This is a genomic window from Streptomyces sp. NPDC003691, assembly GCF_053981115.1.
Genome location: NZ_JBSFNQ010000102.1, coordinates 1 through 21,457, shown reverse-complemented (window position 1 = coordinate 21,457; position 21,457 = coordinate 1). Strand labels below are relative to the sequence as shown.

17 protein-coding genes are annotated in these 21,457 nt (G+C 73.5%); 8 read left to right on the top strand and 9 right to left on the bottom strand.

The annotated features are described in order from the left end of the window. Positions 1-423: 423 nt before the first annotated feature. Positions 424-1,008 carry an N-acetylmuramoyl-L-alanine amidase gene (locus tag ACWDR0_RS30335; protein ID WP_456355010.1) on the top strand — a complete coding sequence of 195 codons (585 nt, stop codon included), beginning with the start codon at positions 424-426 and terminating at the stop codon, positions 1,006-1,008. Between the two features lie 101 nt (positions 1,009-1,109). Next, positions 1,110-2,360, top strand: a complete 1,251-nt coding sequence (locus ACWDR0_RS30330) for a GAF domain-containing protein (protein ID WP_456355009.1) — start codon at positions 1,110-1,112, stop codon at positions 2,358-2,360. A gap of 345 nt (positions 2,361-2,705) precedes the next feature. On the opposite strand, the gene ACWDR0_RS30325 is transcribed toward ACWDR0_RS30330, so the two are convergent. The 3 genes from ACWDR0_RS30325 to ACWDR0_RS30315 form a co-directional block, all read right to left on the bottom strand. Then, positions 2,706-3,359, bottom strand: coding sequence for a 4'-phosphopantetheinyl transferase family protein (locus ACWDR0_RS30325; RefSeq protein ID WP_456355008.1), 654 nt, complete (start codon positions 3,357-3,359; stop codon positions 2,706-2,708). A 10-nt stretch (positions 3,360-3,369) separates the two neighbouring features. Continuing rightward, entirely contained in the window at positions 3,370-3,624 is a 255-nt protein-coding gene (locus tag ACWDR0_RS30320; protein ID WP_456355007.1) for an acyl carrier protein, read from the bottom strand. Between the two features lie 147 nt (positions 3,625-3,771). Next, positions 3,772-4,629 carry an aminoacyl--tRNA ligase-related protein gene (locus ACWDR0_RS30315; protein ID WP_456355006.1) on the bottom strand — a complete coding sequence of 286 codons (858 nt, stop codon included), beginning with the start codon at positions 4,627-4,629 and terminating at the stop codon, positions 3,772-3,774. Positions 4,630-5,156: 527 nt separating this feature from the next. Here ACWDR0_RS30315 and ACWDR0_RS30310 point away from each other — a divergent pair. From ACWDR0_RS30310 to ACWDR0_RS30295, 4 genes are all read left to right on the top strand, one after another. Then, positions 5,157-6,251 (top strand): phytanoyl-CoA dioxygenase family protein, encoded by a 1,095-nt coding sequence (locus tag ACWDR0_RS30310; RefSeq protein ID WP_456355005.1) that lies wholly within the window; start codon positions 5,157-5,159, stop codon positions 6,249-6,251. Continuing rightward, on the top strand, positions 6,233-7,594 hold the full coding sequence (locus tag ACWDR0_RS30305; RefSeq protein ID WP_456355004.1) for a DUF6271 family protein: 1,362 nt from the start codon (positions 6,233-6,235) through the stop codon (positions 7,592-7,594). Before ACWDR0_RS30310 ends, ACWDR0_RS30305 begins: the two co-directional genes overlap by 19 nt. A gap of 61 nt (positions 7,595-7,655) precedes the next feature. Further along, entirely contained in the window at positions 7,656-9,422 is a 1,767-nt protein-coding gene (locus ACWDR0_RS30300; protein WP_456355003.1) for a condensation domain-containing protein, read from the top strand. Beyond that, entirely contained in the window at positions 9,412-10,704 is a 1,293-nt protein-coding gene (locus ACWDR0_RS30295) for an MFS transporter (RefSeq protein ID WP_456355002.1), read from the top strand. Before ACWDR0_RS30300 ends, ACWDR0_RS30295 begins: the two co-directional genes overlap by 11 nt. 80 nt (positions 10,705-10,784) lie before the next feature. Here the strand turns inward: ACWDR0_RS30295 and dpgC are convergent, their stop codons facing one another. The 6 genes from dpgC to ACWDR0_RS30265 form a co-directional block, all read right to left on the bottom strand. Next, the gene (gene dpgC / locus ACWDR0_RS30290) at positions 10,785-12,089 is read right to left on the bottom strand and encodes a (3,5-dihydroxyphenyl)acetyl-CoA 1,2-dioxygenase DpgC (RefSeq protein WP_456355001.1); all 1,305 of its coding nucleotides are present in this window, start codon (positions 12,087-12,089) and stop codon (positions 10,785-10,787) included. Next, a complete protein-coding gene (gene dpgB, locus ACWDR0_RS30285) occupies positions 12,086-12,760 on the bottom strand; it encodes an enoyl-CoA-hydratase DpgB (protein ID WP_456355000.1) in 675 nt (224 codons plus the stop codon). Before dpgB ends, dpgC begins: the two co-directional genes overlap by 4 nt. After that, entirely contained in the window at positions 12,754-13,920 is a 1,167-nt protein-coding gene (dpgA, locus tag ACWDR0_RS30280; protein ID WP_456354999.1) for a 3,5-dihydroxyphenylacetyl-CoA synthase DpgA, read from the bottom strand. The genes dpgB and dpgA overlap by 7 nt, the downstream gene beginning before the upstream one ends. A 72-nt stretch (positions 13,921-13,992) precedes the next feature. Continuing rightward, positions 13,993-15,357 (bottom strand): aminotransferase-like domain-containing protein, encoded by a 1,365-nt coding sequence (locus tag ACWDR0_RS30275; protein WP_456354998.1) that lies wholly within the window; start codon positions 15,355-15,357, stop codon positions 13,993-13,995. Beyond that, complete coding sequence (locus tag ACWDR0_RS30270; protein ID WP_456354997.1) at positions 15,354-16,370, bottom strand: 4-hydroxyphenylpyruvate dioxygenase; 1,017 nt, start codon at positions 16,368-16,370, stop codon at positions 15,354-15,356. The genes ACWDR0_RS30275 and ACWDR0_RS30270 overlap by 4 nt, the downstream gene beginning before the upstream one ends. A gap of 43 nt (positions 16,371-16,413) precedes the next feature. Beyond that, the gene (locus ACWDR0_RS30265) at positions 16,414-17,607 is read right to left on the bottom strand and encodes an MBL fold metallo-hydrolase (protein WP_456354996.1); all 1,194 of its coding nucleotides are present in this window, start codon (positions 17,605-17,607) and stop codon (positions 16,414-16,416) included. Between the two features lie 1,325 nt (positions 17,608-18,932). Here ACWDR0_RS30265 and ACWDR0_RS30260 point away from each other — a divergent pair. Together ACWDR0_RS30260 and ACWDR0_RS30255 are read left to right on the top strand one after the other, a co-directional pair. Then, the gene (locus ACWDR0_RS30260; RefSeq protein ID WP_456354995.1) at positions 18,933-19,910 is read left to right on the top strand and encodes a ParB/RepB/Spo0J family partition protein; all 978 of its coding nucleotides are present in this window, start codon (positions 18,933-18,935) and stop codon (positions 19,908-19,910) included. A gap of 618 nt (positions 19,911-20,528) precedes the next feature. Next, on the top strand, positions 20,529-21,389 hold the full coding sequence (locus ACWDR0_RS30255; RefSeq protein WP_456354994.1) for a transcriptional regulator: 861 nt from the start codon (positions 20,529-20,531) through the stop codon (positions 21,387-21,389). The last annotated feature ends 68 nt before the right edge of the window (positions 21,390-21,457 follow it).

Below are 21,457 nucleotides of genomic sequence, written 5' to 3'. Positions count from 1 at the left end.
GTGCGCTCCCCGGACGTACGCCCGTGCGACGGCGGACAGGAGCCCGGTCTCCTCGTCGGTGCGCCGCCGCACCGGCCCGGCCGGGACCACGCAGGCCCCGGGCGTCGCACCCGTAGCGCGCCGCGGGGAACTGTCCGGACAAGGCCCGTCGTCCGTCTTCCGCCGCCGCCCGGCCGGACGTACCGTGGATCCGCTCGGGCCGGACCGGCCGGGACCGGCTCCGTGCCTCCCGCCGGACCGGCCCGGGACCAGGACCGGTGCGCTCATCGGCCCGCCGGGTGAGCGGGCCGTTCGGCCGAGTTCGTGACGGACGACACCCGAAGGTGGCGAGATCCGCGCGGAACGGCCCCTGGCGCGAGATCCTCGTGGGGGCCCCGGCCGTGCGCCGCAGGAGGCCACCCGCTTCCGCCCACAGGAGAGCTGATGGACCGTCGTGAACTCCTCCGCTCGGCCGCCGCGCTGTCCGCCGCCGGACTTCTGCTGCCCGCCGGAGCCGCCCGGGCGGCCTCCGCCGCGGCCGCCGTCGACCAGCCCGGTGCGGTATGGCGGCCCGCCGCCGCCGCGAACTACACGGCGTCCAGCCGCCCCGCGGCCTACGCGATCGACCGGGTGGTGATCCATGTGGCCCAGGAGACCTTCGAGGACACCGTCCGGATCTTCCAGGACCCGGCCCGGAAGGTGTCGGCGCACTATGTCGTCGGCTCGGCGGACGGCAGGCTGGCGCAGTGCCTCCGGGAGCGGGACATCGGCTGGCACGCGGGCAACTGGTCGTACAACACCCGCAGCATCGGCATCGAGCACGAGGGCTGGGTGGACCGTCCCGCGTACTTCACCCACGCGCTGTACGAGCGGTCGGCGGCGCTGACCGCGGCGGTCTGCGACCGGTACGGCATCCCCAAGGACCGGGCGCACATCATCGGTCACCACCAGGTGCCCGGCGCCACGCACACCGACCCCGGCCCGTACTGGGACTGGGTGCGTTACCTCCGTCTCGTCAACCTCGCCTGACCCCCCGGTTCCGCCCGGTCCCACCGGCCCCGGGGCCCGGGTCCCGGGGCTTCTTGTCGCGCCCGGCCGCCTCGGCCACGATGGTCCACCGGGAGGCCGAGTTGAGCGATGTATGGGTGGCCCTGCGACCGGGCGCGGATCCCGCGGCGCGGATCGCGGAACTGCGCCGGGCGCACGACGCGTATCTGACGGCGGGCCGGGTCGAGCGGAGAGTGCGGCCGGTGGTCGCGGACTCGTGGCGGCGCTCCGCCCGGGCCCGGGTGGGGCCGGACACCACGGTGGGGGTGGAGCTGGCGGACGACGAGCTGGTGGCCTACCGCGAGAGCCATCCGCTGGCCCGGGTGATGCCGCTGGTACGGGAGTTGACCGGGGCCTATGCCTGGGACGGGGACCATCTGGTGGCCGTGTGCGACGCGGCCGGGAAGCTGCTCTGGGTGGAGGGGCCGCCCGCCACCCGGCGCCGGGCCCGGGCCATGAACTTCGTACCGGGTGCCCGCTGGGCGGAGTCGGCCGCCGGGACGAACGCACCGGGCACCGCGCTGACGGTCGGCCGGCCGGTGCAGGTGTTCGCGGCGGAGCACTACTGCCGGCCGGTCCATCCGTGGACCTGTGCCGCGGCGCCGGTGCGCGATCCGGCCACCGGGCGGGTGCTGGGCGCGATCGACATCACGGGCGGCGACCGGCTGGCGCATCCGCACAGTCTGGCGTTCGTCTCGGCGGTGGCCAGGGCCGCCGAGCACCAGCTGGCGCTGCTGGCCCCGCCGTCCGCCGGACGGGTCCGGCTGTCGGCACTGGGGCAGGACGAGGCGCGGCTGGTCGTGGACGGGCGGACGCTGCGGCTGACCCGGCGGCACAGCGAGATCGCGGTACTGCTGGCCTGCCGTCCCGACGGCATCGGCGGTGAGGAGCTGCTGACGGAGCTGTACGAGGACGAGTCGGTGACGCCGGTGACCCTGCGGGCCGAGCTGTCCCGGCTGCGCGGGCTGCTCGGCAGCGAGCTGCTGCGCTCCCGGCCCTACCGCTTCGCGGCGCGGGTCGACGCCGATTTCGCCGCCGTGGCGCGGTGGCTGGCCTCGGGGTCGCTGACCGGCGCGGTCGCCGCGTACACCGGCCCGCTGCTGCCGGGTTCCCAGGCACCGGCGGTGGTACGGCTGCGGCGGCGGCTCGCCGACCAGGTGCGGGCGGCCCTGGTCGCCAGGGCCGATCCCGGACTGCTCGGCGACTGGGCCTACAGCCCCTGGGGCGAGGACGATCTGATGGTCTGGCAGACGCTGGCCTCGGTACTGGACGGCTCGCGGCGGGCGGCGGCGCTGGCCCGGGTGCGGGAGATCGACCGCTGGCAGCGGTCGTGACAACGGAGCGGCCGGGGGTGCCGCGCGGCGGGAAACAACCCGGTCGGGGTTCGTGACACCGGAGCGGCCGGGGGTACGGCGCGGCGGAAAGCGCCGCGGCCGGCGGTCGTGACGCGGCAGCCGCCGGGGAGCGTGCCCCGGCGGGAACGGCGTGCCCGCGCGGCGGTCGTCCCGCCGGGGCCGCCGGTGCGCGGCCCGGCGGGACCGTCCCGTGCGCGACGCCGGTACGGCCCCGGGCCGGCCGCCCCGCGCGGCGGTGGAGCGTACCGGTGCTTCCCGGGCCGGGACCGGCACCGCGGGCCCGGGGGTTCCGGCCCCCGCCGCGGTGCGGCCGGGAACGGCGGTTCACCGGGCGGAGGTCACCCAGGACGGTGCCGCGGCGGAGAAGGTCATCGCGGGTGTGCTGCTGGCCACGCTCACCACCGCGCCCCGGTCGTGGTCCGTCCACTCCAGCAGCCGCAGCCCTTCCCGGCCGGCTTTCAGCAGCGCTTCCCTGCGTACCCAGAGTCTGAGCAGCTCGGGCCCGGGGTCCGGTCCGGCGACGGCGGCGCACAGTTCGGCCGGGGGCAGCAGCCTTCGCAGCATCGCGACCGGCCCGGGACGGCGGGCGACGGGTTCCACGTCGATGCCGACGGCACCGGGCCCGGCGGCCGCCGCGACGAGCCCGTCGGTATGGCTGAGGCTCACCCCGATCCCGGGCCGGCCGGGCAGATAGGGGCGGCCGTGGCCGGACCGGCCGCAGTCGGCGCAGAACTGTGCCGGGGCCGCCTGCCGCGGTGACCAGCCGGTGTACCGGGCCGTGCAGAGCCGGAGCAGTAGCCGTGCCGCCAGGACGTCGTCGCGGCGGGCGGGCAGTCTGATGCGGGCGAGCCTGCGCCGCTCCCAGGGTTCGAGGAGTTCCTCGTGCAGCTCGGGGTGGGCGAGGACCTCCGCGGTGGTGGCGACCGCGGCCACCGCTGGCCGGTCGGCGCCGGGGGTGCGGTCCGGGCCGCCGGTCACGGGCGGGCTCTCATCCGGAGGCGGCCGCGGTGGCCGCTTCGGGCGCGGTCAGGAAGCGCTGCTCGACCCGGCCGAGGGTGCGGAAGTCGTCGATGGTGACTTCCTGGAGGTCGATGTTCCGGCCGGAGATCTCCTCCAGCAGTTCGACGAACTCCACGAAGTCCATGGAGTCGATGAGCCGGGCCTCGATGAGGTCCTCGTCCCGGTCGACGGGGCCGTCGAGGCCGGGGTTCTTCTCGTGGATCCAGGCGGTGACGCGTTCCATGGGCTGTCTGCTCCTTGGGTGTTCCGGGGGCGGTGGCGGCGCCGTTCCGGAGCCGGTGGGGATGGTGCGGGGGACGGCGGGGCGGCCGTACGGGGCCGGGGCGCCGTACGCCGTATGCCGTCGGGGCGTCGGGGTCTCGGGGCGCTCTCAGGCGGTGGCGGCGTGCAGCCGGTCCAGGGCGAGTCCGGCAGTGCCGTGGGCCAGGATCATCGCGTGGATCCAGCGTTCGACGCCGAAGGCCACACAGGCGCTGTACGCGGGTCCGTGCGAGCCCGCGCGGATGCCGAGGCGCTCGCCGAAGAAGTTGCGGTGCCGGTTGACGGAGGCGATGGCCGTCCCGTCGGGGGCGCTGAACTCGTGCTTGACCGGGTCGAGCGCCATCAGTCTGGCGCGGGAGCCGCCCTTGTCGTAGAAGGGGTCGTCGGCCGTGGCCCGGGTGAGCTCCAGTCCGAGCCGGGCCGCGGTCCCGGCGATGAACGCGCTGCCGCGTTCGAGGTGGTCGACCGCGCCGTCCTTGGTGCCGAGGTAGAGGACCTCGCGCATATGGAAGCCCCGGAGGCGGCGCAGACCGTCGTAGTGGTTCTCGTTGCGGAAGCAGCGGCCGGTCGCCGAGAGGCGCAGGCCCCCGTCGCCGACGTCCGTCCCGTCCAGGGAGAGCAGCAGTCCGTAGCAGGTGGCGGACGGCAGCATCTGGCCGGTCGGCACCAGCGGCAGTTCCCCGGGCGGCTCACCGGCCGCCAGGCCGTCGAAGGCGTCCGGGGCGAAGCGCCCGGCGGAGACGCCGAGGTGGGGGAAGTTGCGGAAGTAGTCGAGACGGGCGAGGCCCGCGGCCGAAAGCAGTGGGGGTCCGACCACTTCGGGGGCGGCGAGCTGTCTCGCGAGGCCGGTGAGCAGCCCGTCGAGGCCGTGCAGCAGGGCGGTGTGGACCGGGTCGAGGGCGAGCAGGCCCGCGCCGGGGTTCTGCAGACCGCCGCCGGGTAACGCGGTGATGCCGGCTGTACTCATGGAAAATCGTTCCCTCTCGCATGGGCGAAACGTTCGGGGGCCGCCGGACCCGGCCGGGCAGCGGCGGCGGGCCGCGACGGTGCCAACGCACCACGAGCGTGTTCGCCGTTGACCGCGACGCGGCGGTGGAACCCGGCCGGACGCCCGTCGGAGCGGGCCGGAGCCGCGGCGCTGGGACGGGACCCTAGGCCAGCCGATCCAAGTTGTCTAGACCAAAGTGGCCGAACCGGCCGAGGTGGCCGGCCGGAGATTCCGGCGGCGGCGGCACGGTTCCAAAAATTGGCAAGGACCCTTGACAACCATAGTGGTCTGGACCAATTCTGCTGGGCAGCGCGGCGCCGGAACGCCGCCGGGCGGCGCGGCCCCGCACCGCCGGAGAACCGTCCGCCGAGGGCCGGAATCCCACCGGCCGGGGCCGCGGACGCATGCCCTCCCCGCCGGCGGACACCCCGGCCGTCCGCAACCCGAACCCGGGGACCCGCGCACCGCCGCGCCGTTTCCCCTGATCACCGACGTGGAGGAACCGCATGATGGCATCCACCGCACCCGCCCGCCGCCGCCCCCGGCTCCACCGGGCGGCCTCGGACACTCCGTACTTCAGCGCGGACGGCGAGTCGTATCTCGCCCAGCGGACGTTACGCGAGCTGGAGAAGACCCGGCCGCTCCGGGTGCTCTCCGAAGAGGACTTCGCCCACTGGCAGACGTACGGCTACGTCGTCGTCCGGGAGGCGATCCCGGCCGCGTCGGCCCGGGAACTGCTGGACTTCACCTGGGAGTTCCAGGGGCTCGACCCGGACCGGCCCGAGGACTGGTACGCGGACCGGCCGTTCCGCTCCCAGCTGGACCGGCAGCTCCACGTCTACGGCTTCGTCGAGGCGTACCACCACCAGCTGCTCTGGGACAGCCGTCAGTCCCGGCGGGTGTACGACGCCTTCGTGGACGTCTGGGACTGCGAGGAGCTGTGGGTCACCCTCGACCGGCTCAACCTCAACCCGCCCAATACCGGCAACCGCGACCGCGCCCTGATCGACCCGACGGACCGCGGCTTCGACATCGAACTCCACTGGGACATCGACACCACCCTCGGCGTACCGCCGCAGCGGGTCCAGGGGATCATCGCCCTCAACGACACCCGGCCCGAGACCGGCGGTTTCCAGTGCTGCCCCGGGCTGTTCCGGCGGTTCGACGAGTGGAAGGTCCGCCAGCCCGCGGACCGGGACCCGCTGCGCCCCGCCGTCGACCGTGCCGAACTCCCCGTCGTACGGCCCGAACTGCACCCCGGCGACCTGCTGATCTGGAACGGCCTGCTTGCGCACGGGGTCGCGCGCAACACCTCCCGGAACGAGGTGCGCGCCGTCCAGTACCTCTCGATGATGCCCGCGCTCGAAGAGCACGGCAGGCTGCGGCAGTCCCGGGTGGACTCCTGGCGGCATCTGCGCACCCCGCGCTGGAACCGCACCCTGGTCGGCGACCCGGTGCTCCACGAATCCAGGCGCTATCCCACCGCGACCCTCACCGAACTCGGCAGCAGGCTGCTGGGACTCGGCTCCTGGCACGACACGGACCCGACCGTGACGGCCGGCGGGCAGAGCGGGGAGCCGTCGTGCGCCGCGTCTGTCTGACCCTGCCCACCAACCGGGCCTGTGCCGCGGCCGTCGCGGCCACCGCCGGGGAAGCCGCCTACGGTGCCCGCCGGTTCGGCGCCGAGGTCCATCTGCTGGTCCTGGACTCCTCCGGGGAGACGGAGCGCGCCGCGCACCGAACCGCGATCGCCGCCCTGCCCCCGGTACCCGGAGTCGTCGTCCATCATCTCGACGAGGAGCGGCAGCGGTCCTTCCTGCGCAGGGCCGTCGCCCGGTCGGGGGTCGCAAACCCGGAGCGGATCCTCGGGCTGCTGCTGCCGTCCCGGCTCTCGTACGGCGCCTGCACCAATCGCGCCTTCCTGTTCGCGGAGGCCCTGGGCTGCGCCTCGGTGCACCGCCGGGACTCCGACAGCAGCTATCAGACCCACGGCGGGGAGCCCGTCTTCCCCTTCGCGCACGAACTGGCCGCCCTGGGCCGTCCGGCGGCCGAGGCCGCGCGACTGGTGACCAGAAGCAGGCTCGACCCCGCGCTCCGGGGCCGCCCGGTGGCGCTGGCCGGGGGCTCGTTCACCGGGGAGATGTCGGTGGACGTCGCGGAGATCCGCCGGCTCGACCCCGCCGTCTACCGGGATGTCGTCGGGCTGTCCCTGCCCACGGGCTATCCGCGGATCTGGCGGGACAACCTCATCGACGAGGCGTTCCGCGGCGCCGGGAACCGCCCCTTCACCGGTGACCTCACCACGCTCACCAGGGTCGCCCCCACCCGGGTCGACATGTGCAACATCGGGCTCGACCGCGAGGTCTACGGCCGGGTGCCGCTGCCGCCCGCCACCGACACCATCGGCACCGACTACTTCCTGATCCACCTCGTCCACGACGCCGGGCTGCCCGGGGTCCTGCACAACCGGCACATCGTCAACCACCATACGGACGAGCGCCGTTCCGGGGCCGGTTTCCTCGCCTACCAGACCCGGTTCGCGAAGTTCCTGCTGGCGGCCCGGTACCTCGGCGACGTGTACACCCGCTGGGCCTCGCCGGACGTACGGCTGCTCGACACCGACGGGCGCCTGCGGGCGGCGGAGGTGGCCGCGTGCGTGAGGGCGAGCACCGGCCCGGACGGGCAGGCGGACGCCGAACGGCTCGGACTGCCCGGGGTCCTCGACGTACTCGAACGCTCGTACCACCGGCTGGGCGGCCGCTACGCGGCGGCCGCGGACGCCCTCGCCGCCCGCCGCGACGGGCTGCTGGCCGAGGCCCGCGCCGACATGGCGGACTTCGCCCTGCTCACCGACGCCTGGGAGCCCCTGACCCGCGCCTGCCGGAACGAGGGGTTCCGAGCCGGTGACCCGACCGTTTCCCGAGAAGCCGCGCGGAGCGCGTGAAAGGCATGCAGATGAACCCATCGTCCACAACCGCGCACCGGCGCGGGGGTGAGCCGGTCCGATGACGGTGAGCGAACAGGAGGCCGTCCGTCCGGCGACCGTACGGACCGTCACCGTCCACTACTCGGGCGGAGTACGGCGCCGGGGCCCCGTCACCATGGGGCAGGCCAATATGATCCGCTGCATCCTGCGGGACGACCCGGCCCACATCAATATCCATGACGTCTGGCCGGTACCCCCGGGGACCGCGGCCGGACCGGCGGTCGAGGCGCTGCGCGCCCTGGTGGTGCGGCACGAGGGACTGCGCACCACCTTCGCCGGGGACCCCGGCGGCCCGCCCCGCGAGCAGCGGGTGGCGGCCGAAGGGTCGTTCACGGTGACCGTCCTCGACCACGAGGCCCTGCCCGGCGACCCCGCGCGCTACGCCGAGTCCCTGGCACGGCGGGCCCGCCACGGCCGCTTCCGGCTCGACCGGGACTTCCCGCTCCGGATCTCCCTGGTGGCCCGGGCGGGTGAACCGCTGTTCGTCGCGCTGGCGGCGAGTCACGCCGTCACCGACGGCAGCGCCCTCGCCGTGCTGCGGGAGGAGTGGCTGGCACTGCTGGCCGGGGGTTCCCTGCCGCCCCTGGCCACCCTCACCCCCCTCGACCTCGCCGACGAGGAGGCCACCCCGGCGGGGGTGCGCAGGTCGGAGGCGTCCCTGCGGTACTGGGAGCGGATCGTCCGGACCGCGCCGCAGGCCATGTTCGCGGAGCCCGGCGCGACCGGGACCGACATCCGCACCCCGCAGCTCACCCTCCGTTCGCGGCGGGGGGCCGTGGCCCTGGCCGAGGCGGCGCGGCGGACCGGCGCCATGCCGTCGACCGTCCTGCTGACCGCCTGGTGCACCCTGATCGCCCACCGCACCGGGCAGGACTCCTGTGTGGTGGCCGTCCCGACGTCCAACCGGTTCGTACCGCAGCTGGCCCGCTCGGTGAACACGCTCTCCCAGGACTCGCTGCTCTGCCTCGACGTCCGGCAGCCGTCGTTCGACGTGCTGCTGCGCCGGGCCTGGGGCGCCGCGCTCAACGCCTACCGGCACAGCAGGTTCGACGCGCTCGCCCTCTGGGAGATGATCGGACGGGTCACCTCCGAACGCGGCAGCCACTTCGCGCGGGACGTGGTCTTCAACGATGTCTCGACACTGCCGTCCGTCCTCCCGGCGGCAACCGGCGCGGCGCCGCCGGAAGCGGACCCCGAGCTGGTCAGGGGCGAGGACCAGACACTGCCGACCCGTGCCCTGACCTTCGTGTACGAGACCGACCCGGTGCTGCGGCTGGCGTTGTGGGCCGATCCCGCGCTCTTCCCCGGGGACGCGGCGGAGCTCTTCCTGACCGGTCTGGTGCGGTTGCTGGAGGCGGCCGCCGGGGACGACGTACCGCTGTCGTCGCTCACCGCGGTGACGGGTGTCCGGCCGGTGGAGCGGGGCGGCGACTGGCGGAAGGCGGACCACTGCTGGGTGTCGCCGTCCGCCGTGGCCGATGCCCTGAGCCGAGCCCTCGGCGGGGTTCCCGTGCAGGTCCGGGCGGAGGACCCCGGTCCGGACACTCCGGCGGGCGCCGACACCGTCCTGACGGCGTACATCGCCGCCGGGACCGACCCGCCGGAACCGGACCGGGTCCATACCGCGCTGCTGGAGAGCCTGCCCGGACACCCCGGGCTGCTGGCCCCCCACCGGTACGTCCTCGTCGGCGGCCCGCCGCCGGACGGTGACGGCGGCGCACTGCACCGGCGGCGGATTCTCGTGGAAGGGGACGGCCGGAACCGGCCGATACGACATGACCGTTGACGACACACCTCTCCGGGAGAAGCCGCAGCCGCTGCCCAGCCCGTGGCGCTCGGTGAACTTCCGGCTGTTCTTCACCGCCCGCAGCGCCTCGCTGCTGGCCGACGGCATGCTGATGGTCTCGCTGACCACCGCCGTCCTGGGCGCGGGCTACGGCGCGGGCGGGGTGGGGTACGCCCTGGCCGCGTGGATGGCGCCGATCGCGCTGCTGGTGCTGTTCGGCGGAGTGCTCGCCGACCGGTTCAGCCCGCAGGTGATGATGATCGGCGCCGACGCGGTGCGGATGCTGGCGATGCTCGTGCTCGCGGGGCTGCTGGTCGCCACCGACGTACGGCTCTGGCAGATCATGCTGCTGATGGCGGTCAGCGGCGCGGCGACCGCCATGTTCCAGCCGGGTCTGGCGAGCATGGTGCCGCAGGTCGCCGAGGACATCCAGCGGGCCAACGCGCTGCTGCGGATCTCGGAGGCGATGAGCGCGCTGATCGGCCCGGGGCTCGCCGGTCTGCTGGTGGCCTACTGGGACGTGGCCGGTTCCTATCTGGTGATCGCGGCGGCGTACGCCCTCAGCGCGCTCGGTCTGGCGCCGCTGCGCAGGCTGCGGACCGTACGGGACGAGGGCGACGATCCGCTGCTGCACCGGCTGCGCACCGGCTGGTACGAGTTCCGCTCCCGCTCCTGGCTGTGGGGGGTGATCGCGATCTGGGCGGTCTACGGGCTGCTGGTCTTCGGCCCGGCGATTCCGCTGGGGGCGGCGCTGATCACCGAGCAGCACGGTTCCAGCGGATACGGCTGGATCGCGTCGGCCGACGGCGCGGGCACCATCGTCGGCGGGCTGCTCGGGATGCGGGTCCGGCCCCGCAGACCGCTGGTCGCCGGGGCCTGTGCGATGTTCTGCTTCTCGCTCAATCCGCTGGCGCCCGCGCTGGGCTGGAACTTCACCGCGACGGCGGTCACCGGGGTGCTCGCCGGGTGCGGCTTCGCCTTCTGGGGCGTGATGTGGGCGACCAGTGTGCAGTCCCATGTCCCGCTGGCGGTGCTGAGCCGGGTTTACGCCTACGACGTCGCCGGGTCCATCATGGTCATTCCGCTGGGCCGGGCGCTGTCGGGTCCGGCGGCGGACGGATTCGGGGCGGACCGGGTGCTGTTGTTCTCCTCCGTGATGGGTGTGGTGTGCATCGTGGCCATGCTCTGTGTACCCGCGATCCGGGGGCTGGGGCGGGAACCGTCGCCCGTGGCCGTCGCGGAGGTCGCAGAAGTCGCGGAGAAGGACGGCGCGGGCCGCTGAGCGGCCGCTGCCCCGGGGGTCCGGGAGGGGCGGGCGGCGGCTCATGGGCCGCCGCCCGCCCGGCACCCGGGTGCCGGGGGCTATCCCGCCGGGCCGGGCGGTGCCGTGGCTCCCGCGGAGAAGCGGCCGACCTTCTCGATCACATCGGGGCTGTGCAGCCGGAGGGCCTGTTCCAGTGCGAACCGGGCCATATAGCCGCGGAACGCCTCGGGATCCTCTTCACCGGCGTCCAGCATCCGCCGGTTGGCGGCGACCGCGGGGCCCCGCAGCCGGCGGAGGCAGTGTTCGACGGCGGCGTCGAGCCGCTCCGGGGGGTGGACCTCGTCGACGAGCAGGGCGGCCTCCGGGTCCGTGGCGTGGATCCGGTGTCCTTCCAGGACGATCCGGCGGGCCAGCCGGGGGCCGGTGTACCGGGTGAGCCGGAAGTTGGCGGCTCCGGGGACGATGCCCTCCCGGGCGGCGGGCAGGCTGAGGTACGCGTCCGAGGCGGCCAGGACATGGTCCACGACCAGCAGGATCTGCATACCGCCGCCGATGGCGAAGGTGTCGACGGCCGCGACCCACGGTTTGGCGAGGTCCGGCCGGTACCAGGAGGTCCCGTCGTCGACGCGCACTCCCCGCCGGATCTTGTGCAGATAGCCGAGTTCGCGGCGGAGCAGGAAGCCGGCGAGGGAGATCTCCCCGGCGTGCAGGCTCTTGAGGTTGATACCGGAGCTGAAGACCCGTTTGCCGCGGTAGCGCGGATGGGTCATCTCTCCGCCGCGGAGCAGGCAGAGCTCCACCCCGGGGTCCAGGAGGGCCAGGTCGACCGCGGTCTCCATATCGTCGACCTGGCGTTCGTCCTCCGCGTTGAGACAGTCGTCGCGGCACATCGTGAGCCGGGCGACGCCCTCGCGGCGCTCCAGCCGTACCGAGCCCAGGTCTGCCGTGCCGGTGGCGGTGAAGCCGGGCAGCAGGTCGAGGGCGCGTGCGGTGGGGCGCAGCAGCGTGTCCATCAGCCGGGGGCCGGAGACCGGCGAGCTCAGGATCCGGCCGAAGAAGAGGCCCAGGTCGATCTCGTGGCCGGCTTTGCGGGCCTGGGGCAGGTTCCGGTCCGCGGCCAGCCGGGCCGTGCTGGGGACGAGTCCCGGGAAGGCGTCCCCGGCGGCCGCGGCCAGTTCGGCGAGGCGCGGGGCCCGGCCGTGGCCGCGGCCGGTGGTGAGTTCGGCGTAGACGGCGTCGGTGTGCGTGTCCAGGAAGGCCGCGCGCAGGGTCCGCAGCTCGTCCGCGGTCGGGGCCGGGCGCTGCCGCGCGGCCCGGGCGAGGGCCGCCCGGGCGCGCGGCAGAGGGGCCCGCATCGCGGCCGGTTCCACCGGCCGTACGGGGGCCGTGGTGCCGCCGGTCATGCCGTCGCCTCACGGCCGGACTGCCGCAGTACGCGGTCGCAGGCGGCCAGATGGGAGCCGAGGGCCTCTTCGAAGGGGACCGTACGGGCGTCGAGCAGCAGCTGTCGCCGGATGGCGAGTTCGGGACCGGAGAAGGCGTCGGTGCGTCCGGCGGCCCGGGCGACGGCTTCCGCCGGATCGTCCGTGATCTCGTCGAGGAGGTACAGGGCCCGGGCCCGGGCGGCGTCCAGCGGGGTGCCGTGGAGGACGGCCCGGCGGACGGCGGCGGTGCCGGAGGTCTGCTGAACCAGCCGGTGCAGCACCATGCCGGGCCAGGTCGCGCCGCCGGTCACCGACGGCACCAGGCGGGCCGACGGGGTGGCGATCCGGATGTCGGCGACGAGGAGTGCCTCCAGGGCGGGGCCTCCGCAGTCGCCGTCGGCGACGGCGATCGTGGTGGCGGGGAGCCGTTCCAGCCGGCGCAGGGCGCGCTCCCACTTGTTGACCAGGCCGACGGTGAGTCCGCCGGTCCAGCCCGCTTCCGGGGTGCCGGAGACCTCGATGACGACATGGCCGTGTCCGCCGGAGTCCTCGGCGCCGTCGCAGACCGTGCCGATCGCGGCCACGGTGTCCGCCGACGGCGGGCGCCGGCCGTCGATCCGCAGTCTTCGCTCCTCCCCCGCCCTCACCATCGGACCAGCGCCGTCTCGATGGTGGAGCCCGGCCCCATGGTCATCAGCACTCCGAGGTCTCCCGCTCTGACACGGCCCTCCGCGAGCAGTCGCTCGTAGGAGAACAGGAAGGATCCGCTGGACAGGTTTCCGTACTCCCGCAGCACACCGGTGGTGTGGCGCAGGTCGTGCCGGGTGAGGCCGAGGTTGATCCGGACGGCGTCGACGACCTTCTTGCCGCCGGAGTGCACCAGCCAGTGGGCGATGTCGGCGCGGCGCAGACCGGCACCGCCGAGGAGCCGGTCGACGACGCGCTCCGCGTGCGCCCCGACCACGTACGGGATCTCCGGGTCGAGATAGAAGCTGAACTTGTGCTGGTCGTCGTCCCAGTCGTAGCGCATGGCGTCGACGGCGTCGGTGATGAGGTGGCTCGCGAAGCTCAGGATCCGCGGTCCGGCGGAGGAGGTGCCGTGTTCCGGGACCTCGCCGGGGGCGGGTCCGGCGGCGTCGGGCGGGTCGGCCATGACCGCGACGGCCGCGGCTCCGTCGCCGAAGAGGCTGTTGACGACGGCGGTGCGCAGGGTCGAGTCCATGACGTACGCGGCCGAGCACGCTTCGGCGCAGAGCATCACGGCGACCTGTCCGGGGTGGGCCGTGGCCCAGGCCGTCGTGGCGTTGAGGGCGTTGAGTCCCGCGTTGCAGCCCATGCCGACCACGTCCACCCGGCCGCAGTGGGCGCCGATGCCCATGTCCTTGATGAGCAGGGCGCTGAGGCCGGGGGTGAGGAATCCGGTGGTGGTCACGCAGCACAGGTAGTCGACGTCGGCGAGGTCGAGTCCGGCGTCCGCCAGGCAGGCGCGTACGGCGCGGGCGCCCATGTCGAGGGCGAGCCGCCGGTGTTTGGCGAGGAGTTCGCCCTGGGGTTCCGGCAGGAAGGCGCCGTCGGCGCCGCGGGGCGGCAGGGTGAGGTGGCGCCGTTCGATGGCGCTGTTGAGGAAAACGGAACGGACCCGGGGGTCGGTGATACGGAAGAGGTCGAGCAGGGTGCGCTGGTCGTAGGAGTTTTCGGTGACGGCGGTGCCGACGCCGATGATGCGGCCCGGGCGGGCATGGTGCTTCGGGTCGTGCTCGGGGGCTGCGGTCTCGGGGCCGTAGCCGGCGGGCGCGATGGTCGTGGTCATCGGTAGGTCCACCCCCACATCCGGGGCCTGCTGCGCGGACGGCGCACCACGGTGCACATTCGTCTCGTCCTTTCAGTGCCGGGCCGCCGCCATCCGGAGGAACCGCACCAGGCGGTCGGTTCCCTCCTCGATGCCGGCGGGGGTCAGATAGCTGACGGAGAGCCGGAGTACGTGTTCTCCGCCCCCCTGCGGATAGAAGTAGGACATCGGTGTCCAGATGACGCCGAACTCCTCGGCGGAGCGGGCCAGTGCCGCGTTGTCGGCCCGGAAGGGCACGGTGACGGCGAGGAAGAAGCCGCCTTCCGGGCGGTTCCAGCGGATGCCCAGGGCGCTTCGTTCGGGTTCGGGGAGCCGGGCGTCGAGCTGCCGGAGCGTCGTCCTCATCGCCTCGCCGTAGTGGCGTGCGGTGTCGGTGTTGTGTCCGGCGGCACCGCCGTCCCCGGCGAGGAGCATCCCGCCGACGACGGCCTGGCTGAGCGAGGAGGTGTTGACCGTCACCATGCTTTTGATCCGGACCAGTTCGTCGGCGAGGAGTCCGGTACGGCCCGCGCGGTCGGTGACCAGCTGGTCGGCGACCGCGTAGCCGACGCGGGCGCCGGGAAAGAGGGATTTGGCGAAGGAGCCCAGCTGGACGACGCGCCGTTCGCCGTCCAGGGATTTCAGGGTCGGCAGCCGCGGTCCGGGACTCACCAGCCGGTAGGGGCTGTCCTCCAGGATCAGGAAGTCCTCGCGGGCGGCGAGCTTCAGCAGGGCGTACCGGTCCGCGAGCGGCATGGTGGTGCCCGAAGGATTGGAGTGGTCGGGGATGACATAGAAGGCCCGGGGGCGGCGGCCGCGGGCGCGTTCGGCGCGGATCGCGGTCTCCAGGGCGGCGCGGTCGAATCCGCCGGGGCCCTCGCCGACGGCGGTGGGTTCGACGCCGAGCAGGCGCGCGGCGCCCGTGATGCCGACGTAGCAGGGGCTGGAGACCAGCAGGGCGTCGTCGGGGCCGGCGATCAGGGCCCGCAGGGCGAGGAACATCGCTTCCTGGCAGCCCACGGTGATCACCACGGCTTCGGGGGGCACTTCGGTGTTCTCGTCCACCCGCAGGGACGCGGCGACGAGTTCGCGGATCTGCCCGCCGGTGGGCCCGTACTGGAAGAGGGCGTCCCGGATCCGGGCGGGCGAGTGGCCCGTGGCGGCGAGGTGGTCCATATAGCGGCGGATATGGACGAAGATCTGCTCGGGGTCGAAGAAGCCGTCGTAGGGGCGGCCGGGGGCGAAGGAGACCGCGTCGGGGTAGCGGTGCGTGATCTCGTTGAGGAAGTTCATCGTGTCCAGCACCGGGTCGGAGAGGGCGGCGTGGAGTTCCTCCCTGGCCAGTGCGGGCAGGACCACGGGGGGCCGGGGCGCGGGGCCCGGGCGGACCGCGGGGGCCGGGGCCTCGCCGGCGCTCATTCGGCGGCCAGCCTGTCGTGCTCGACCGCTTCGTACAGCGCCCCTTGGTGCACGGGACCGGGGCCCCGGGAGCCGCGGCGTTCGACCAGCCCGTGGAAGAGGGTGCCGCGCCCGTACGGGAAGCGGGCGAAGGCCTGGAGCAGGGTGCCGCTCAGGTCGTGGTCGGCGAGCACCCGGGCGGACCGGAGCCGGGTGAGGTCGGCGCGGACCGCGGGGACGCGCCGGGCGAGCCGTTCGTAGTAGTCGTCGGGTACGGACAGGAAGTCGGCGCCGCGGCCCCGGGTCTCGTGGACCGCCGGCACGACGGAGTCGACGAGGAACGACAGGCACCGTACGCCGGGGCCGCCGTTGCGCTCCAGGAAGGCGTCGAGCTGGCCGGGTTCCCGGCCGGGGGCGGCGAGGGCAAGGACGGCCCGGCCCGAGTGGCTGCGCAGGACGGCGGACTCCCCGGTGTGTCCGCCGGGGGCCGGGCGTCCGGCCGGGTCCCGGACGAGCCCGAGGGCGTCCTGGTAGAGGCGGGTGTACCGGTCGGTGGTGGCGGCTTCCAGACAGAGGCCGATGTGGTCGGTGTGCCGGATCCTGGCGGCGGGGCCGGGGCCGGGCAAGTCCGGTACGGGGACCCAGTTGCGTCCGGGTGGCGGCCCGCCCGGGCCGTCGCGGCGGGACAGCAGGGTGTGGATGAGGCTGCCGCAGCCGAGGACCGCGGGGCGGCCCTGGGCCGAGCCGGTCACGGTGGCTCCCGCAGCCATCGCCGACCGCAGGGTGCGGGTGACGTCGTCGCAGGTGAAGGCGATATCGGCGATGCCGTCGCCATGCGCGCCGAGGAATTTCCAGGTGGCCGGGCCGGTGGTGACGATCAGCCGGGCGGTGCCCTGGCGGAGGAGCGCGCTGCTGCGGTCGACACCCACGGCCTCGGCCTCCCGGGTGAATCCGAGCACCGAGACGAAGTGGTCGACGACGGACTTCTTGTTGCTGGTGTACAGCTCGGCGTACGCGACGTCGTGCACGGCCATGCGGGTGCCTCCCGGGCGGGCGGATGAGGAGGGACGGGGTGCGCTACCAGCGCCATTCGTCCTGGCGCAGAAGGTGTCCTGCGGTGATTCCGTGGTCCGCGCACCACCTCATGAAGCGGGGGATCTGCTGGACCTCCCGGGGGTCGCCGTAGGGTGGCACGGCCGGGCCGGGGGCCGGCCACGGCTCCTCGCCGCAGGTGTGGACGTACGCCGCCCCGGCGCCCAGTTCCGCGGTGATGACGGCGGCCTGTTCGGCACCGGGTCCCGGTTCCGTCCCGGGGTCCGGCCCGGCCAGGCCGAGCCTCACCATCAGCGCCTCGCAGAGCCGGGCCGTCAGCGGGACGCCGCCGGGGTCCATGGCGAGGAAGGCGTAGTCGACGGGGCCCAGACGGCGGCGGACGCGCCGGTACGGCTCGGGGTCGGTGCCCCGCGCGTCGGTGCCGATGAACACCGAGCGGCCGGCGAACTCCACCCAGTACGCCGAGCGGCCGCCGGCCGCCGGTTCGCCCGACGGGTCCGGTACGGGCACGGTCACCACGCGGCCGCCGGGGAACCGGAACTCGCCGTGGTCACCGGCCTCCACCACGGGAAACCCGAGCCGGCCGAGGAACGGTCCGGTGCCCGGGCCGCCGGGGTCGCCGCGGGAGGAGCGGGGTACCACGACGGTCCCGATACGGCCGCGCAGCCTGAGCAGGGTCTCCAGCACGATGCGGTGGTGGTGGCCGTGGGTGACGAGCACCAGGTCGATGAAATCGGGCAGGTCCGCATGGGTCCAGCGGTTGCTCCCGTCGCCGTCGGCGCTGATGAACGGGTCGGTCACCACCGCGCCCCGGGGTGTCTGGAGCACCAGGCAGGCGTGTCCGAAGTACCTGATGCGTCCGCCTGCTTCGGGACGGCGGTGCGGGGCCGGGCGGGCGGGGGCGCGCAGCAGCAGGGCGGGCCGTTCGCTCCGGGCGTCGCCGGGTTCGGCGGCACCGCGGAGTCCGGTGAGCGCCGCCGGGGGGTGGTGGAGTTCGTCGAGCCGCCCGGCCGGTTCGAAGGCGGTCGGCGGTTCGAGGGCAGCCGGCGGTTCGAGGGCGACGGGCGGTTCGATCCCGTCCGGCGCGGACCACCGCGGAAGGTCCGGACCGCCTGCGGAACCGGTGCGCGGCCCGGCGCTCCGGCCGGCCGCGGTGGCCGGTGCGGGGAGGCGGGCGCACTCCGTGATCGTTCGTGCCGTCGTGAATCCCGGATTCATTGCACCCGCTTCCGTTTCCGGGTTATGGGGCAGGGTGGAGAGGCTTTCCCGGCCCGGTGCGAACGGCGTCTCCGCCCGGAAGAACATCAGTTCATCCGCCATGTAGGCCCTCGACCTCCCGGAAAGGAACGGCCCCGGAGATTCGGGATCCTCCGGCACCGGACGGCCGCCGGAGCGGATCCGCGGGGACTCGCCCCCGCACTATGACGCCCGCCGCTTCAGGAGAACAAGGCCGGATGCCGGGGTGTTCAACTGCCGCTCCACGCAGTTGAACAATCACGGCTATTCCCTTGCGCCATTCGCTGCGGAGCATTTCCCGCGACGGCGGCCGGGCGAAGCCGGATATCCACGGCGCGTATGCGAAGGGCGGTCCCGGCGGCGCGCGGGGCATCCCGGTGCCCGGGCGGTCCTTCGCAGCCGGGCCGGGCATCCGCGGGGGACGTCGGGGTGCCCCGGCCGCACCCTCCCGGAACAGGACGTTCCGCCTGCTCGGCGCGGCGGCGCCGGTCCGGCCGGCCGCGGGCGCGCCGCGCGTGGCCGCATCCGTCCCCTTGGTCGCTATTGAACAGATGTTTCGAACATACTCAGGAATACTCAATATCTGCCGCGATCTTCCGCAGCGGGCAAAGTCTGCACGGTGATACCGCACTTTTCCGTACCTCTCATCGCCCGCACGCAGTAGGGGGAAACCCTCCGGAAACAGCGGGGGTTCGTAGACTTTGACCGTCCCGAAACTGAAAGCCTCAGGCAACTTCAGGATGCGATCACCCTGCACAGAGCGCAGTCCGGAGCCGCCGACAACCGCGATACACGCCCCGACGGCAGGGCGACGACGACCGGAAGGAAGCTCCGGTAAAAGCGGCGCGCCGCCGTGACACGACACATCGCGCCCCACCCGTCCCACCAAGAAGAAGGAAAGAACACGCGAGCCAACAACTACCCGGTTGACATCGCAACAACCCCGACTAGCATCGAACCCCGGAGACGTTGGCGCAAACCGGTCAAACGCTCCGGGAAGTCCGGGTACCCGAACAACCGACGCACCGTCAGATTTGTTGCACTGTTCATCGCTTCTCCGCCGGCACAGCAATCTTTCTGTTTACACTCGCTCAATATTCCCTCGCTCGAAGCGTTCGACCACCCATACGCCCCGTCGCGGTGGGTTATTTTTTGTGCTGAATCCCAAGTGCCGCACTTCAGAGCCCACTACACCAAAGGGGGATGGTGTGAACACGTTAGATTCCGAATCAGACAGAGCACCCGCCGGTCCGGCCGACGGACCGGCCGGAACAGCCGGCGGAACGGGAGATCCGTCCGGCCGTTCCGTGGAGTTGCCGCTGTCCCTGCTGCAGTTCGGGGATTCCCCCCGGCTCACCGGTCAGGACACGCAGTACACCGAGCAGCTCGCCGAGAGCGAAGCCCCGCTGCCGCCGATCGTGGTGAACCGGCGGAGCATGCAGGTCGTCGACGGCGTCCACCGCGTCCTGGCGGCCATCCTCCGCGGACGGAAGACGATCCGCGCCGTCCTCGTCGACATTTCGCGGGAGGACGCCTTCCTGCTCGCCGTCGAGTCGAACACCCGGCACGGGCTGCCGCTCTCCCAGGCCGACCGCCGGGCGGCGGCGGCCAGGCTGATCGCCTCCCATCCGCAGATGTCCGACCGGATGATCGCGCGGGTGTCGGGGCTCGGGGCCAAGAGCGTGGCGGGAATCCGCCGTTCAACCGCCTCCGCCGCACAGTTGAACGCCCGGGTCGGCAAGGACGGGAAGATCCGGCCGGTGGACCGGGCGGCGGGCCGGCAGCGCGCGGCGGAGGTACTCGCCCGGAACCCGGAGGCATCCCTCCGGGAGGTCGCGAAGCTGGCCGGGATCTCACCCGCCACCGCGGGTGACGTCCGCAGACGGCTGCTGGTCGGCGACAGTGTCACCGGAGAGACCCCCCGGCCGGCGGAGGCCGTCCGGGAGCCCGCGGAGCGGCCCCTCCCGGCTCCGCGCGACGGCGGCCCCGGGGAGTCCCGGGAACGGCCCACTTCCCTGCTGGAGCCGCTGCTCCACGACCCGTCCGTCCGCACCGCCGAACGCGGACGGCGCCTGCTGCGCCTGCTCCAGTTCAACGTCATCGGGGTGCACAAGTGGTTCGAACTCGCCGATGCCGTTCCACCGCACTGTGACGCCCTGGTCATCGCCCTGGCGCGGCAGAACGCGGACACGTGGCGGGAGATCGCCCGGGCCCTGGACGAGCGGGTGCTCCCCGCGCCGAGGCTCGGCGGCGGCCACGAGAGCCGGGCGGCCCCGGCGAGCTGATTCCCCGGTCCGCGCCGGCCGACGGCGCGATCACCGCATTCCCGGGGGCGCCGAGCGCACCCCCGCCCGTTCCGGTGACTCCCCCACCCCGTTCACCGGAACGGAAATTCTGCCGACGGCATGTGCCGGTTACCCCCGGTCGCCGCGCCCGGAGCCTTACCGAGGCATTCACCGACGCCCAGTCATACCTCAGCCAGCCCCTGTCGGATCTCTTTCAGATCTCTCTCCGGGACACTTGCCCCTGCCCTGCCGGATTACCACCGCGCCGCCGATTCGGTCACTACCCGTCGGCGCCGCGGGCACTGGACACCACCGATCCGGCGTGTGACATTGGGGGCAACCCCCGCGAATTGGCCGAAGCCCGCACGCGAGGTGATCACTTTGCCGTTGCCCGATGCCGCCACGACGTCCGCCCCTACCGTGCGACAGGCAAACATCAGTACAACGGAATGGGGACGGTTACATCATTTCAAACCCGAGCAGGAGGTCGTCGCCGTCCTGATCTCGGCACTGATCCTCGGTGAATCTCCGCGAGTCGAGGGGCAGGATCAGGAACATATCATCCGGCTGGCAGAAACGGATAGTCCACTGCCGCCCATAGTTGTCAACCGACGCACCATGCAGGTAATTGACGGAGTGCATCGAGTTTTCGCCACGATCCTGCGCGGTGCGGACCGTATCGACGCCGTCTTCTTCGACGGCAGTCCGGAGGACGCGTTCCTCTGTGCCGTCCAGGCCAATATGGCCCATGGTCTGCCGCTCTCCCTCGCGGACCGCCGGGCCGCGGCCGAGCGCATCGTGGTCTCCCACACCCATATCTCGGACCGCGCGATCGCCCGGGCCACCGGTCTGGGCGCCAAGACGGTCGCGGCCCTCCGGCGCCGTCTGGTCCTGTCCACACCGCACACGCCCGCCCGGGTCGGCATCGACGGCCGGGCCCGCCCGCTGAACAGCGCCGCGGGGCGGCTGCGGGCGGCCCAGGTACTGGCCGCCCGGCCGCAGGCGTCACTGCGGGAGGTGGCCAGGCTGGCGGGCATCTCCCCCGCCACGGTGAGCGATGTCAAGCGGCGGCTGGCGGTGGGCGAGCCGCCGGCCGGCGGTCCCGCCGCGGCCGGGGAGGGTCTCCCCGCCCGTCCGGACCCCGTGGAGACGGTTCCGGCGCGGCCCGGTCCGCCGGACCCGGCCGCGGTCCGGCCGGCCGTGGTGGAGAACGCACCGCGGAATCCGCGCCGGGCGGCCCCGGTGGTGCCCGACCCGGGCCGCGCCCTGGAGAAACTCCTCCGCGACCCCTCCCTCCGCCAGAAGCAGACCGGCCGTGAACTGCTGCGGCTGCTCCATCACAACGCCATCGTGATGAAGGAGTGGCCGGAACTCATGGCCGCCGTTCCGCAGCACTGCATCAGAACGACCGCGGACCTGGCCCGCCAGTACGCGGAGAGCTGGCTCCAGTTCGAGGAGCAGGTGCGCACCGCGGAATGACCACCGGCGCCGGGGCGGGGACCGCCGTCCGGGCGGTACCGCCGCCCCGGCCCCGCCGCCCCGGCGCC